At 37.2% G+C, this 15,914-nt stretch carries 13 protein-coding genes; all 13 read left to right on the top strand.

The window, feature by feature from the left end:
• Nucleotides 1-30 precede the first annotated feature (30 nt).
• The 13 genes from mraZ (at nucleotide 31) to sigE (ending at nucleotide 15,884) form a co-directional block, all read left to right on the top strand.
• Entirely contained in the window at nucleotides 31-459 is a 429-nt protein-coding gene (gene mraZ, locus acsn021_RS14245; protein WP_184093968.1) for a division/cell wall cluster transcriptional repressor MraZ, read from the top strand.
• A gap of 12 nt (nucleotides 460-471) precedes the next feature.
• Complete coding sequence (gene rsmH, locus acsn021_RS14240) at nucleotides 472-1,431, top strand: 16S rRNA (cytosine(1402)-N(4))-methyltransferase RsmH (protein ID WP_184093967.1); 960 nt, start codon at nucleotides 472-474, stop codon at nucleotides 1,429-1,431.
• Nucleotides 1,432-1,448: 17 nt separating this feature from the next.
• Complete coding sequence (locus acsn021_RS14235; RefSeq protein WP_184093965.1) at nucleotides 1,449-1,979, top strand: septum formation initiator family protein; 531 nt, start codon at nucleotides 1,449-1,451, stop codon at nucleotides 1,977-1,979.
• Nucleotides 1,980-2,055: 76 nt separating this feature from the next.
• Nucleotides 2,056-4,170 (top strand): peptidoglycan D,D-transpeptidase FtsI family protein, encoded by a 2,115-nt coding sequence (locus tag acsn021_RS14230; protein ID WP_184093963.1) that lies wholly within the window; start codon nucleotides 2,056-2,058, stop codon nucleotides 4,168-4,170.
• 134 nt (nucleotides 4,171-4,304) lie between these two features.
• Nucleotides 4,305-6,254 (top strand): penicillin-binding transpeptidase domain-containing protein, encoded by a 1,950-nt coding sequence (locus acsn021_RS14225; RefSeq protein WP_184093961.1) that lies wholly within the window; start codon nucleotides 4,305-4,307, stop codon nucleotides 6,252-6,254.
• 214 nt (nucleotides 6,255-6,468) lie between these two features.
• A complete protein-coding gene (gene mraY, locus acsn021_RS14220; protein WP_184093959.1) occupies nucleotides 6,469-7,437 on the top strand; it encodes a phospho-N-acetylmuramoyl-pentapeptide-transferase in 969 nt (322 codons plus the stop codon).
• 55 nt (nucleotides 7,438-7,492) lie between these two features.
• The gene (murD, locus tag acsn021_RS14215; protein ID WP_184093957.1) at nucleotides 7,493-8,857 is read left to right on the top strand and encodes a UDP-N-acetylmuramoyl-L-alanine--D-glutamate ligase; all 1,365 of its coding nucleotides are present in this window, start codon (nucleotides 7,493-7,495) and stop codon (nucleotides 8,855-8,857) included.
• An 80-nt stretch (nucleotides 8,858-8,937) separates the two neighbouring features.
• Nucleotides 8,938-10,083 carry an FtsW/RodA/SpoVE family cell cycle protein gene (locus acsn021_RS14210; protein WP_184093955.1) on the top strand — a complete coding sequence of 382 codons (1,146 nt, stop codon included), beginning with the start codon at nucleotides 8,938-8,940 and terminating at the stop codon, nucleotides 10,081-10,083.
• A 103-nt stretch (nucleotides 10,084-10,186) separates the two neighbouring features.
• Nucleotides 10,187-11,440: a UDP-N-acetylglucosamine 1-carboxyvinyltransferase gene (gene murA, locus acsn021_RS14205; protein WP_184093953.1), complete on the top strand. Its 1,254-nt coding sequence runs from the start codon at nucleotides 10,187-10,189 to the stop codon at nucleotides 11,438-11,440.
• Nucleotides 11,441-11,477: 37 nt separating this feature from the next.
• Complete coding sequence (locus tag acsn021_RS14200) at nucleotides 11,478-12,230, top strand: cell division protein FtsQ/DivIB (RefSeq protein WP_184093951.1); 753 nt, start codon at nucleotides 11,478-11,480, stop codon at nucleotides 12,228-12,230.
• A 380-nt stretch (nucleotides 12,231-12,610) separates the two neighbouring features.
• Nucleotides 12,611-13,840, top strand: a complete 1,230-nt coding sequence (gene ftsZ / locus acsn021_RS14195) for a cell division protein FtsZ (RefSeq protein ID WP_184093950.1) — start codon at nucleotides 12,611-12,613, stop codon at nucleotides 13,838-13,840.
• A gap of 351 nt (nucleotides 13,841-14,191) precedes the next feature.
• Nucleotides 14,192-15,121, top strand: a complete 930-nt coding sequence (locus acsn021_RS14190; RefSeq protein WP_184093948.1) for a sigma-E processing peptidase SpoIIGA — start codon at nucleotides 14,192-14,194, stop codon at nucleotides 15,119-15,121.
• A gap of 22 nt (nucleotides 15,122-15,143) precedes the next feature.
• Complete coding sequence (sigE, locus tag acsn021_RS14185; RefSeq protein ID WP_184093946.1) at nucleotides 15,144-15,884, top strand: RNA polymerase sporulation sigma factor SigE; 741 nt, start codon at nucleotides 15,144-15,146, stop codon at nucleotides 15,882-15,884.
• Nucleotides 15,885-15,914 lie beyond the last annotated feature (30 nt).

The following is a 15,914-nucleotide window of genomic DNA, read 5'->3' as shown; positions in this document are numbered from 1 at the left end:
TAGCAAGTGGTTAGTTAGGCGGTGCATTTTATGTTCATGGGAGAATACAATCATTCCATAGATGGAAAAGGAAGAATAATTATACCGTCAAAGTTCAGAGAAACCTTAGGTGATGAATTTGTAGTAACCCAGGGTTTAGATGGCTGCTTATTTGTGTATCCTAATGATGAATGGATGAACTTCGTAAACCAGTTAAAAAACCTGCCAGGAACAAAGGAAGCCAGACAACTCCAAAGATATTTTATGGCTGGTGCCGCCAGTTGTGAGGTGGACAAGCAGGGCAGGATTTTGATTCCCACAAAACTTAGAGAGCAGGCAGCTTTAGAAAAAGATATTGTTTTTGTAGGCGTTTTAAACAAAATTGAAATCTGGAGTAAGGAAAGATGGGAAAGCAACAATGATTATGAGAATATGGATCAGGCTGCTGAACATATGTCAGAGTTTGGACTAAGTTTTTAAGGGAGATTAGAGATGGACACTTTTAATGAAAACACAAATTTTAAACACAAATCGGTACTGTTAGATGAAACAATTGATATGCTTGCCATAAAACCAGATGGAATATATGTTGATGGTACCTTAGGCGGAGGAGGACACTCCTTAGAAATCTGCAAGAGATTAGGTGAGGGCGGCAAGTTAATTGGAATTGATCAGGATGAAGCTGCCATAAAAGCAGGCAGTAAGAGGTTAGAGGATTATAAAGACAGAGTAACAATTGTTAGAAGCAATTACGTTCAGATAAAACAAGTATTAAAAGATCTTGGAATAGATAGAGTAGATGGTATTTTGTTGGATTTGGGTGTATCTTCACATCAATTAGATACGATAGAACGTGGATTTTCTTATAAAGAGAATGCACCGCTAGATATGAGGATGGACACAAGAAATAGCCTCACAGCCAAGGATATTGTAAATACCTATAGTGAGTATGACTTATACCGGATTATACGTGATTATGGAGAGGACAAGTTCGCGAAAAATATTGCAAAACACATTGTCCGTATGAGAGAAGTCAAGCCAATTGAATCAACAGATGAGTTAACAGAAGCTATAAAGGCTGCTATACCTATGAAACTTAGGATAAATACGGGACATCCTGCAAAAAAAACATTTCAAGCTATCCGTATAGAATTAAATCACGAATTGGAAGTTTTGAATCAGTCATTAGCAGATATGATTGAACTTTTAAGGGAAGATGGGCGATTATGTATTATTACCTTTCACTCCTTAGAGGACCGTATTGTGAAGAGTGCTTTTAGGACAAGCGAGGCTCCGTGTACATGTCCGCCGAATTTTCCTGTTTGTGTTTGTGGTAACAAATCAAAAGGTAAGGTGGTAACGAGAAAGCCGATTTTACCTTCTGAGCAGGAAGTTATTGAAAACAAAAGATCGAAAAGTTCGAAACTTAGAGTATTTGAAAGACATTTATAAAAATTGAGGGGGAAAGCATGGAGGCTAAAAGACGAAATTTTCAAACCAATCCGTATACTGTCCATGGAACGGCAGCCAGAAGGCTGGAAGTACTTCCCGATTATCAGGACGGGGAAGGAGCAGCACCGGATAGAGGGCCTTTAAGACAACCGGTTAAAAAACCGAAGAGAAGAGCAAAGGCTAAACCCGGAATTGATTTATTTGGAATCTTGATACTAACGGTTGCAATAGGGATAACGTTCTATACCTGCGTAGAGTATCTGGGTGTGCAGGCTAATACTACAAAGATGAATAACGAAATAACCAATCTTGAGAGGGAGTTATTAAAGTTACAGAATCAAAATGATGCGGCTTTATCAAAAGTAAATACTTCGTTAGACTTAAGTTATATCTATCAGGTAGCTACCGAAGAACTGGGAATGATGTATCCGGATAGTGATCAAATCCTTAAGTATAAAAGCAATTTAAGTGATTATGTGAGACAATACGGAGAAGTTCCGGAAATAGAAGCAGAATCATTACTGGAAAAGTTTTTAAAGGGAAACTGAGAATGTGGCAGCCTATAATGAGCCATACGGCTATAAAGCTGCCACAGTTGGGTATCTTTAACAGAGGAGTAGCTTTATGAGAAATAGAAATAAAAGTAAAGTTAAGAAATTCACAAATAAAATGCAAGCAAAGTTATTGCTTGTATTTTCTGTTTTGATTATATCCATGATGGGATTAATTTTCAGACTTATACAATTAAACCATGAGGATGGAGAGCGGTTTGAAAAAAAGGTGTTATCCCAGCAGACATATACCAGTACTACGATTCCTTACAAAAGAGGAAGTATTCTAGACAGGAATGGAACGGTACTTGCTGTTAGTGAAAAAGTCTATAATGTTATATTGGATGTAAAACATCTGCTTGGAGATAAAGAGTACATATTGCCGACTAAAAAGGCACTGCTGTCCAGTTATGAGATAACAGAAGAGGCTATGTCTGATATTATTAATAATAAAGCGGAAAGCAGATATACGATACTTTTAAAAGGAATCAGCTATGAGGATATGCTAAAATTCAAAGCCTTGCAGGAAAAAGACTCTAATATTCAAGGCGTATGGTTTGAAGAAGATTATGTTAGAAAGTATCCTTATAATTCTCTGGCAAGTGTCGTGCTGGGCTTTACTTCCAACGGTAATGTAGGGAACTGGGGGATTGAACAGTACTACAATAATGAATTAAACGGAACTAACGGTGTGGAATATGGATATATTGATACAGAGTTAAAATTAGAAAAGACAGTAAAGTCTGCAACCAATGGTAATACCTTAGTGTCTACCATTGATGCCAATGTGCAGGGAATTGTGCAAAAACACATTAATAATTTTATTGAGGAATTCGATGCTGTGGATATGGGCGTAATTGTTATGAATCCAAACAATGGTGAAGTCTATGCTATGGCAACTAAGAATGAATATGACCTAAATAATCCGGCCGATTTAACATCTTTTTATTCTGAAGCAGATATTAAAGCTATGAATGATAAAGAGAGAGTAGATGCTTTAAGCAAGATATGGAAAAATTACACAATTAGTCATAATTACGAACCAGGCTCTACCTTCAAGCCTTTTACAATAGCTGCGGGACTAGAGGAAGCAGTTATCCATTCCACAGATACTTTTAATTGTGATGGCATAGAGATTGTAAATGGAGTTAAAATTAAGTGCAATAAAAAGCCACCAGGACATGGAGTTATTACTTTGACGGAAGCTTTAATGTTCTCTTGTAATGATGCGCTCATGGAGATTGGTAAAAAAGAAGGAAGTAAGCTGTTATACGATTATGAAACCCGTTTTGGGCTTGGTAAGAAAACAGGAATTGACTTACCCGGAGAAGAATCGGGTTTATTGAAAAAAGCAAAAGAGACAACTCCGGTTGACCTTGCTGTCATCAGTTTTGGTCAGACGAATACGGTTACTATGGTACAAATGGCAGCAGGTTTTTCTTCTTTAGTGAATGGCGGATATTATTATGAACCCCATTTGGTAAAGCAGGTGCTCAATGACAGCGGAGCCGTGGTGTCTAATAAGGAGCCGGTTCTAGTTAGAAATAGTGTATCAGAAGAGACTTCAAAATTCTTACGGCAGGCATTATTTGAAACAGTGGATGCCGGAACAGCGAAAACTGCCAAGGTCAGTGGTTATAAGATTGGCGGGAAGACAGGTACAGCTCAGAAACAGCCCAGAGAGGATAAAAGGTATATAGTGTCCTTTATCGGCGTAGTTCCGACAGATAAACCGGAGGCAGTAATTTATGTTGTTATTGATGACCCACAGAAGGGACCACAGACCGCAGCAGCAGCAACTGCTGTAGCCAGCAAAATATTAAGTGAGATTCTTCCGTTCTTAGGTATATATCCTACGGAGGAAATTGATACCTCTGGTAACGTTGTAGTTCCTGTAATGCCAACCGGAAAGTTGAATACAGAGGAGAAGGCAGAGAACTCCGAAACCGAAAAAGCAAATACGGAAGATGAGAATGCAGACGCAGAGAATCAGGAGGATAAGGTTAACCAAACGGATAATGAAAACCAGCAAGCGAACCAGAATCAAGCAGGGAATGATGAACAGCCGAATAGTACAGAAAACGGTGAAACTGAAAAAACGGATGATGACGAATCTGCAAATGATGAATTTAATATGGATGCCCTGCCTTTTGAAGATGAGGAGGAGGCACCTCCTACGGGTGATTAAGGAAGTCATATTCAGGCATAGCGGTTTGTCCTGTTCTTGATGAAATAAATAGTGACATACTGTTTTAAAATATATATACATAACCTCATATTATCTGTAATAAAATAAAACAATAAGAGATATGAGGTTTCCCTATGGCTAGAAATAAAACCTTTAACCGGCGTAATGTACTTGTCGTTGTTTCAGTTATCATCCTGGCGGCGGTAGGTTTGACCATGAGACTTGGTTATTTAATGATAGCAAAGTCAGCGGATTACGCCCAAAGAGCTCAGGAACTGCATGAAAGAGAAAGGGCAATTAAAGCAGAGCGTGGTATAATATATGACAAAAACGGAACTGCAATTGCCACAAATAAACCGGTTAGTACCATATCGGTTATACATAGTCAAATTACGAAGCCTGAAGAAGTTATAAAAGTATTATCAGAAAAACTTGGTTTAAGTGAAGCAGCTGTGCGCAAGAGAGTAGAAAAGAACTCCTCCATTGAAAGAATAAAATCAAATGTTGAGAAAGAAGTAGCGGATGCTATCAGAGACTACGATTTAGATGGAGTTATGGTGGATGAAGACTATAAAAGGTATTACCCTTTTGGGAGTCTGGCTTCTAAGGTTATCGGTTTTACCGGAAGTGATAACCAAGGAATCATTGGCTTAGAAGTAGCCTATGATAAGTATTTAAAGGGTGTTGACGGAACGATTCTTACGCTTACGACAGCCTATGGTGTAGAGATTGAAAATGCTGCTGAAGACAGAATAGAACCGCAACCAGGAAATGATCTATACATAAGTCTCGACGTAAATATTCAAAAGTATGCCGAACAGGCAGCACTTAAAATATTAGAGGCTAAAAATGCCAATTATGTTAAGTTGATTCTGATGAACCCGCAAAATGGTGAAATTTATGCCATGGTAAATGTTCCGGAATTCGACTTAAATGATCCATATACATTAACAGATAATATGTTAGAAGGAATGGATTCTACTTCCTTAACAAGTGAAAAGACTAATGAATTACTAAACAATATGTGGAGGAATGCCAGTATAAGTGATACCTATGAGCCTGGTTCCACCTTTAAAATAGTGACTGCTACTGCAGCATTAGAACAGGGGGTAGTGTCCTTAAATGATTCCTTCTTCTGCCCGGGTTATAAAGTGGTTGAAGACAGAAGAATACGTTGCCATAAAGCAGGTGGACACGGAAGTGAAACCTTTATTGATGGAATTAAGAATTCCTGCAATCCGGTATTTATGGAAATCGGTGCAAGAGTCGGGGTTACAAATATGTATAAATATTTTGACAAACTTGGCCTTTTCAGACGGACAGGAGTTGACTTACCTGGTGAAGCAAAATCCATTATGCACAAACCTGATAATGTTGGGGCAGTAGAATTAGCGACCATATCTTTTGGCCAGTCTTTTCAGATAACACCTCTTCAATTAATGGTTGCGGCTAGTGCTATTGTAAATGGAGGAAATATTGTTACGCCTCATTTTGGGATTGAAGTAAAGAGCAGGGAAGGAAGAACCGTTAGGACTTTTAATTATGATGGAGATACTAAGGTTATATCCAAACAGACCTCAGATACCATGAAAGAACTATTAGAAGCGGTGGTTTCAGATGGAACCGGAATTAGAGCATATCTTCCGGGATTTCGCATCGGAGGGAAAACTGCCACCTCTGAAAAGCTGCCTAGAAGAAGCGGAAAATATATATCCTCATTTATTGGTTTTGCACCGGCTGATAATCCGCAGATAATCGGAATTGTTTTGATTGACGAACCGGTGGGTATATATTATGGCGGAACAATTGCAGCACCGGTTATTTCAGAAGTATATAATAATGTTCTTCCGTATATGGGGATTGAACCACACTATACCGCAAAAGAAGAAAAGGAATACAAGATAGGCACTGTAACGATGCCGAATTTTCTTGGAATGACAAAGGAAGAGGTAAAGACCGCCTTAAAAAACTTTGAGCATGGAGAAATCTATTATCTGGGTGAAGGTGAAAAGGTAACAGAACAGTTTCCATTATCTGGCGAGGTCATAAACCTAAATAGTGACTTGATTCTATATTTAGATTAGCATATAATTAGAACGTCGGTTTACTAGGGCACAATGATTGGAGTCCAGTAGAAATACCATAGGATAAAATTGATATTATTTATACGTGTACAGGTATGAGAGTGCTTGCACCAAAGCAATAAAATATGTGCCAGATGCACAGATGGGAGTTGGCATAAAGGATTTCCGTGTGTGCAAGTGCTATTAGCACTAAGGAACACAGATAGGAGTTAAAATGAATTTCAGGATATTAATGCCGGTAATCATATCTTTTGCTATCAGCGTTATTTTATGCCCATTGTTGATTCCATTTCTAAAACGATTGAAGTTTGGACAGTTTGTCCGGGATGACGGGCCGGAAAGCCATCAAAAGAAATCCGGAACGCCCACTATGGGCGGGATTATCATTTTGCTGAGTGTAACAATCACTTCGGTTTTTTATATTGGAAAATATAAAGATATGATACCGGTACTGTTTGCTACCGTTGGATTTGGGCTTATTGGATTTTTAGATGATTATATAAAAATTGTAATGAAAAGATCCTTAGGATTACGGGCATGGCAAAAGCTTGTGGGGCAGATTTTGGTGACTGCTATTTTGGGTTTTTATCTGGTGAATTATACAGAGGTAGGATCTACTATGCTGATTCCCTTTACTGGTGGCTTTCAGGGCGGGAAATATCTTGATACTTCATTTTTGTTTGTTCCTATCTTATTTTTGGTAGTACTTGGTACGGTAAACGGAGCGAACTTTACAGATGGTCTGGATGGCTTAGCCAGCAGTGTTACAATATTAATTGCTACTTTTTTCTCAGTGGTGGCCATTGGAATCAGCAGTGGAATATCGCCGATTACATGTGCGGTTGCAGGAAGCCTGCTGGGTTTTTTAGTATTTAACATTTATCCGGCAAGAGTATTTATGGGCGATACCGGTTCTTTGGCATTAGGGGGTTTTGTGGCAGCATCTGCATATATGCTTCGCATGCAGCTATTTATAGTGATTGTGGGTCTTATATACTTAATAGAGGTATTATCCGTAATGATACAGGTTGGCTATTTCAAGCTGACAGGAGGAAAGCGAATCTTTAAGATGGCCCCAATTCATCACCATTTTGAATTATGCGGTTGGCCTGAGACCAGGGTTGTAGCTGTATTTTCTATAGTTACAGCAGTATTATGTTTAATCGCATTAATGGGTATATAACTAGCTAGCGCAAATAAGGCATGTACGAAGAAACACAGATAGGAGTTAAACTGAAATGAAACTTGAGCAGAAAAGAGCCTTGATATTTGGAACAGGTATCAGTGGTATAGCGGCAGCGAAATTACTACAGGATAAAACAGCAGGTTTAATTATTTATGACAGTAATGAACGAGCAGATAAAGAAGAAATTTTAGCAAAACTTCCGATAGGATTTAACGGAGAAATACTAGTTGGAACCTTGACGGATAAAATAATAGATTCTTTGGATTTAGTCATTTTAAGTCCGGGAGTACCTACAGATTTAGAAATCATTGAAAAGATAAGAGAGAAGAATATTACCATATGGGGAGAAATAGAGTTAGCTTATTATTTTTCCAGAGGAAAAGTAGTTGGTATAACCGGTACGAATGGTAAGACAACAACGACTACCTTAGTCGGTGAAATTATGAAGACCTATTATGACAGTGTATTTGTTGTCGGAAATATTGGTATACCATATACCAGTATGGCACCAGAAACTACAGAGGAGTCTGTGACGGTAGCTGAGATGAGCAGTTTTCAGTTAGAAACCATAGAATCGTTTAAACCAAATGCCAGTGCTATATTAAATATTACACCTGATCATCTGAACCGTCATCATACAATGGAGAATTATATTGCTGCAAAAGTAAATATAACAAAAAATCAGGATGAGACAGATATTTGTGTACTAAATTATGAAGATGATGTGTTAAGGAAAATAGGTGAAACCTTAAAAACAAATGTATTTTATTTCAGCAGCCGACGCAGCCTTAGTCAAGGGATTTATCTAGAAGGTGAAGAGATTATTTACAATACAGGCAGCGGGAAAATAATTATCTGCAATATACATGAACTGAACATCTTTGGGCGACACAGCTATGAAAATGTGATGGCTGCAACCGCTATAGCAATATTTTTACAAGTTCCTGTTGCATGTATACAAAAGGCATTAAAAGAATTTGTAGCGGTAGAACACAGAATCGAGTTTGTAACCACGAAAAATGGTGTAAAATACTATAACGATTCCAAGGGAACCAATCCCGATGCGTCTATAAAGGCAATTGAATCAATGCAATCGCCTACCTTATTAATTGCAGGAGGCTATGACAAAGGAGCTGATTTCGATGAGTGGCTGGAGGCCTTTGGAGACAAAATTAGATATTTGGTTCTCTTAGGGCAGACAAAAGAAAAGATAGCTAGTACGGCAAGGCGACACGGATATGAAAATATCATCCTAGTAGAAACTCTTAAAGAAGCAGTTGATGTATGTGCTGCTAAGGCAAATACAGGGGATTCCTGTTTGCTATCTCCGGCATGTGCAAGTTGGGGAATGTTTCAGAATTATGAAGAACGTGGAACCTTGTTTAAAGAATATGTAAAGAACTTAAAGGATAAATAGAGGTTCCAAAAATCACCGGACTTCCTGATAATATCTGTTATAAAGAAAATGGTGCGTATAGCGTACAGATAGGAGCTAGTATGACAAGGGAAGAAAGAGAGCAGAGAAAATCAAAAAAATTCCATAGTTATTATGATTACAGCCTGCTTTTCTTGACACTGTTTTTGGTGGGTTTTGGGTTGATTATGATTTACAGTACCAGCTCCTATAATGCAAGCAGAAAATTCGATAACCCTATGTATTATCTGGAGCGACAGGGCGTGTTTGCAATTATTGGCATTATAGCTATGCTGATTGTTTCTAAAATTGATTACCGTATATATTTTAAAAAGTTTCCTATTATCAAGATGAAACCTGTTCTATTACTCTATGGTCTATGTATTTTTCTTCAAACTTATGTATTGATATTTGGAGACAAAATAAAAGGGCAAAAAAGATGGATTGAACTTGGACCTTTGGGAAGCTTTCAGCCGTCAGAGTTGTCTAAAATAGCAATTATATTGTTTACTGCGTACATAGTAAATCTTGCACCAAAGAAGCTGGATAAATTTTCAGGATTTTTACGGGTAGTTATTTTTGTAGCACCGCTGATTGTATTGGTATTGATTCCTAACTTCAGTACAGCACTGGTCATGACTTGCATTATGGGAGCCATCTGTTTTATTGCCAGTAGAAAAAAACTGTATTTTATTATTGCGGGTATTCTTGGAGCGGGAATTGGTTCCATCTTCGTATTTTTTGTCGGTTACAGAAGTACTCGTATTGATGTATGGTTAAATGTTGAAACCCATGATAAAGGTTATCAAATACGACAGGGACTATATGCAATAGCATCAGGTGGTATCTTTGGAAGAGGCCTGGGAGAAAGCATGCAGAAGCTTGGGTTTATACCGGAATCACATAATGATATGATTTTTGCAGTAATTTGTGAAGAGCTCGGATTATTCGGAGCGGTCTCATTAATTCTGATATTTGTCTTAATGATATGGAGATTATTTGTTATAGCAATTAACGCTCCAGATTTATATGGCGGGTTAATTGCCACCGGTGTATTAACACATATAGCAGTACAGGTATTACTCAATATAGCTGTTGTTACCAGCACGATACCATCAACAGGAATTCCACTGCCCTTTATTAGTTATGGAGGTAGCTCCCTGGTAGTGTTACTGGTGGAAATGGGGATAGTTCTTAGTGTTTCCAACCAGATTAAATATGAAAGATAAATTTATATTACATTAGGTATTTACTGAACCGTTTTTTGCTGATGGCACAAAACAAAGAATATTTCATATAGTATTAATATATTCTAGTTTGTTGAGGTGCGCCATGGCATTTATTGAAATTGTCGGAGGAAAGCAGCTAAATGGTGAAGTTAACATACAAGGTTCTAAAAACGCAGTACTGCCTATATTGGCAGCTACAGTATTGGTAAATGGCATAACGAAGCTAAACCATTGTCCCAAAATTTTGGATGTTTATCATATGATAAAAATATTAGAGGCAATAGGATGCAGTGTACAGTGGGAAAATTCTTCTCTGCTGATTGACACTACAAAGCTTCATACATCTACTGTTCCTGAGGAATATGTCAAGATGATGCGGTCTTCTGTAATATTAATGGGCGCATTACTTGGCCGAACACATTCGGTTACCATAACATATCCTGGAGGCTGTACAATTGGTGCAAGACCGATTGATTACCATTTAAGTGCTTTCAAGGACTTAAATGTCCAATTGGAAGAAGAGGACGGGCTAATTCAATGCACGACAAAGGAAATAAAAGGGAATAATATACAATTGCAATTTCCTAGTGTAGGAGCCACCGAAAATGTAATTCTGGCAGCAGTATTAGCTACAGGTAAAACAAGAATTTTTAATGCTGCCAAAGAACCGGAAATTATAGAATTATGTAAGTTCTTAAATGCATCCGGGGCAAGAATTTATGGCGCAGGTACAGAAAGAATTGAAATCGACGGAGTTGACTACCTTCATCCAGTAGAGTATACGGCTGCATCCGACCGGATTGTAGCAGGTACCTATCTTGCTGCTGTAGCAGGAACTGGAGGAGAGGCAGTTTTAACTGGTATTGGCTGTGGAAGTCTTCACAAAGTTGTGGAGGTTTTAAGGCAGATGGGCTGTAGTATATACTGTGGCGAAGATTACATTATAATATCTTCCTCAGGCAGATTAAAATCAGTTCCATCTATTCAGACTGCGCCTTATCCGGGATTTCCAACAGATATGCAGTCACAGATAATGTCCGTGCTTACGATAGCATCAGGAGACAGTATAATTAAGGAAGAAATATTTGAGGGAAGATATCAGAATGTTGAAGAACAGTTAAAATTTGGAGCAGATATCCGCATAAGTGGAAGAGAAGCCAGTATTCATGGTGTATCAGGACTTACAGGATGTGAGGTATATGCCAGTGAACTAAGGGGAGGTGCGGCTTTGGTAATTGCCGGATTAATGGCAAATGGTAAGACAACATTACACAATCCTTATTTTATAGAAAGGGGATATGAAAACATTTGCAGAGATTTAAAACAATTGGGTGCGGACATTAATTACAGGACATAAGTCAAGTACGCCCGGTTAATAAGGCACGGAGGTATTGATGAAAGAACAGAGAGATAAAAATAAGAAAGTATTTTTACTTAGACTGATGAAATTTCTTCTTCTCTGCCTTGGTATCCTTCTTCCGGTCGTGATACTATATATGGCCTGCAGCCTGGATACAATAAGAATTGAAGGAAGCAGTCATTATACGGAAGAAGAATTAAAAGAAAAAATAGTAACGGAAAAGACAGATGGAAATACAATCTTACTTTATCTTAGATATAAATATGGTAAAGTAGATAGTATTCCATTTGTAGAAGATATTAATATAAAACTTGTTGATAAAAATACCGTGAAAGTACAGGTATACGAAAAAATTATAACCGGCTGTATTGAGTATATGGGAGGATATATGTACTTCGATAAGGATGGTATTATTATAGAAAGCTCAGGAGAAAAGCTTGAGGACATACCTTTCATTACAGGTTTAAGCTTTAACCAGATGATTCTTTACGAAAAATTAGAAGTGCAAAAGGACGAATTGTTTCAGGTTATCCTAAACTTAACACAGCTGATTCATAAATTTGCTTTGGATATTCAGACAATCCAATTTAATAAGAATTTTGAGATAACCTTACGATGTGGTAATATTAAAGTATTACTTGGGAAACGGGATACCTACGACGAACAGATGGCAGCATTGGTTACAGCTTTGCCAGAAGTGAAAGATAAATACGGAGATAAAAAATGGATGCTCTTAATGGAAGATTATAAAGAAGGACAAGTCATAGTTGGTAAACCATGGAAGTGAGTGAGTAATTTGGACTATACTGTTTTGACTTCTAAGAGCAGATATCAGTAAATAACCTGATTCCAGGCTTTACCATGGAAAATAGCAGTCAAGTAAATTGTTACAAAATTGTTGCAAAAAAGTGAAATTTAGGGTTGATATTTTTTATCAAAAAAGATATTATATACTATAGGGTAAAAAAGAATAAACTAGCCCTTTTATACATGAAAAAGGATGAGAACGAAAGAAAATATCTAGGGGCAATTTTTTGAGGATAAAGTATCTCGGAAAAGTATCCTACATAAAAGTGGACAAGCTGATAGAATAATACATAGGAAAGATTCGTTTAAAGAGGTTATTCAATATTTGATAGATGATAAGTATGTGAAGGAGGAAGTACCTTGCTTGAAATTAGGACGAACGAAGCTGATTCAACTGCAAAAATACTTGTAATTGGAGTAGGAGGTGCAGGGAATAACGCTGTTAATAGAATGATTGAAGAGAATATTGTAGGTGTTGATTTTGTTTGTGTGAATACAGATAAGCAACATTTAAAAAACTGTAAAGCACCGCAATGTATCCAGATTGGTGAGAAGTTAACGAAAGGTTTGGGAGCAGGGGCCCAACCTGAAATCGGAGCGCAGGCTGCGGAAGAAAGTAAAGAAGATTTGACAGAAGTTATCAAAGGGTCTGATATGGTATTTGTTACTTGTGGTATGGGTGGCGGTACCGGTACTGGTGCGGCTCCTGTAGTAGCTCAAATTGCTAAAGATTTAGGGATTTTAACAGTAGGTATTGTTACAAAGCCTTTCAAATTTGAAGGTAAAGCTCGTATGAACAATGCACTTAGTGGTATTGAACGTTTAAAAGACCATGTTGATACTTTAATTGTTATACCAAATGACAAGCTGTTAGAAATCGTTGATAGAAGAACGACGATACCTGATTCTTTAAGAAAAGCGGATGAAGTTTTACAGCAGGGTGTTCAGGGTATTACAGATTTAATTAATGTTCCCGGACTTATTAATCTGGATTTTGCTGACGTACAGACCGTTATGAAAGATAAAGGTGTTGCACATATTGGTATCGGACTTGGTAAAGGTGATGATAAATGTGTTAACGCGGTTAATCAGGCTATTACAAGCCCATTACTTGAAACAACGATACAAGGTGCTTCCCATGTTATTATTAATATCTCTGGAGATATCAGTTTGATTGAAGCAAACGAAGCTGCGACTATGGTTCAGGAACTAGCAGGCGAAGCTGCCAATATTATTTTTGGCGCAATGTATGATGAGACAACACCCGATGAAGCTACTATTACGGTCATAGCTACAGGATTAGATAAGGCTTCTGGTACCAGTGAACAGGCAAAAGGTCCGAGCTTTATTAAACAACCAACACCAAGACCAGAGTTTAAATTTAACGGCGGAATGAACACAAGTTCTTCTTATGGAAAAGCGCAGTCACAAATAGCTGCAACCAATAATAATGGTTTCAACAGACCAACGGGCACCAATCCGAATCCGCATTTGAGTACGGGAAACAGTCCGTTTAATAACACTGGAAACAATGAAGCCAGCGGAATAAAGATTCCTGAATTTTTACAAAAAAACCGAAATAATAAATAATCAAAAAGTGTACCTATTAATTAATCTGCTTCATAGCAGCGTTAAATGCTTATTTAATGCTGCTATGAGGCAGATTTTTTCTTGCATTTTAAAGTCGCTTCAAATCAACAAAGAATTGTAAAAAAACTATTATAACGAGGGATAGTATGGTGTTCTCCGATTATATGATTTATGTTGACACAATAAAAAGTGTAGTGACAATACAAGGAGATATGCAGGAGTATATTCCCTATTTATGTAGGTATGAGTAAATGAAAAAGCTAATAAAATTACCAGAATATGACAAAATATACAATTAAAAGAAGCTATAATAGACACCATAAAATACAAGTTATGGAAGCGGGGGTGAACTTGTACCTTGAAATTTATATTGATGTAATCTTTAGTATCAATTTTTTGATGGATATTCTATTACTTTTGGTAGTAAAAAAAATATTAAAGTATCCCAGTTCGAGAATCCGGTTAATCTGCAGTGCCGCAGCAGGAGCAGCAGGAGCTTGCATCCTCGCAGTGTTTCCTTATCTTTATGGATGGATTCAATTTCTTATAACTTATGTTGTAATAAGCTATTGTATGATAGTTCTGGCATTTGGGAAACAGTCAGGAAAAGCCAGATTAAAAGCAATTCTGTTATTATATTTTTCTGTATTTTTTTTAGGAGGTGTCATAAATTCTCTGTATTATAACTCACGCCTAGGCTATTATTTCAAGGAGCTAATTTCAGGGAATCTTTTTGGAGACAGGAATTCAGTCTGGTTTTTAGCAGCGTTTCTGACAGGAATCGGTGCAATATATATATTCACAAATACCATAAAGAAGTTGCGTAGCGGAAATTTAGAAATTTACCCCACTGATTTATATTATGGGGATAAGCAAATCCACATTAAGGGCTTTCTTGATACAGGCAACAATTTATACGACCCAGTTTATGGGAAGCCGGTTATTATAACTGAATTATCGGTGATAGAAACCCTGTTGACAGAATATCAGAAAAAAAAGTTAATACATATGCTAAATATTGCAGAGGGAAATCTCTCTTCTTTAGATGAATCAATCTATGATTCTAGCCGAACTGAAGAAAAGGAATTAAGTATAATGATGATTCCATTTCGGTCTGTTGGTAAAAAAAACGGACTGTTACCCGGTTTTATATTGGAGAGGGTTGTAATATGGACTGGAGATGAAAAAACGGAAAACGATAGGGTCTTTACTGCCATTAGCAGAGGGATTCTATCCGGACATAGAGAATATCAGGCAATTTTACATAAAGATATTTTGTAATGGAAAGGGAGGAAAGGAAAGAATGCTATTAAAAATATCAATACCAAATAAAATCCAATTCAGGGTCATTCCTGACTTTAGGAGTATATTATTTAATGGCCACGGAGAGATACATTATATTGGTGGAGCTGAAGTTCTTCCCGCACCGTTAGATGCAGTGAGGGAAGCAGAGGAAATTGCAAAACTCGGTACCGACTATGATACAGAGGCGAAATCAATACTGGTAGAGCATAATCTTCGTTTGGTAGTTTATATAGCTAAAAAATTTGATAATACAGGTGTTGGTGTGGAAGACTTAATATCAATTGGTACCATTGGTTTAATAAAAGCTATTAATACATATAATCCCGATAAGAACATAAAACTGGCTACGTATGCATCCCGCTGTATTGAAAATGAAATACTGATGTACCTAAGAAGAAACAATAAAACCAAGCTAGAAGTATCCATAGATGAGCCTCTAAATGTAGATTGGGATGGAAATGAACTCTTGCTGTCCGATATTCTGGGTACGGAGGAGGATGTTATTTACAAAAATATTGAAGAGGAAGTGGATCGGAAACTATTGGGGAAAGCATTATCGAAGCTAAGTGAGAGAGAGAGGATAATTGTTCAATTACGATTTGGATTAAATACAGAGGATGGTAATGAAAGAACGCAAAAGGAAGTTGCTGATTTACTTGGAATTTCCCAGTCATATATATCAAGACTTGAGAAAAAAATTATTAAACGTTTAAAAAAAGAGATGCTACGTCTGGAATAACAGTAAGAGTACATTCTACCCGAAGTTTTT

It is taken from the genome of Anaerocolumna cellulosilytica (genome assembly GCF_014218335.1).
GTDB classification, from domain to species: domain Bacteria; phylum Bacillota; class Clostridia; order Lachnospirales; family Lachnospiraceae; genus Anaerocolumna; species Anaerocolumna cellulosilytica.
Note: the sequence above shows the minus strand (reverse complement) of the source record. Positions and strands in the feature narration are given on the sequence as shown.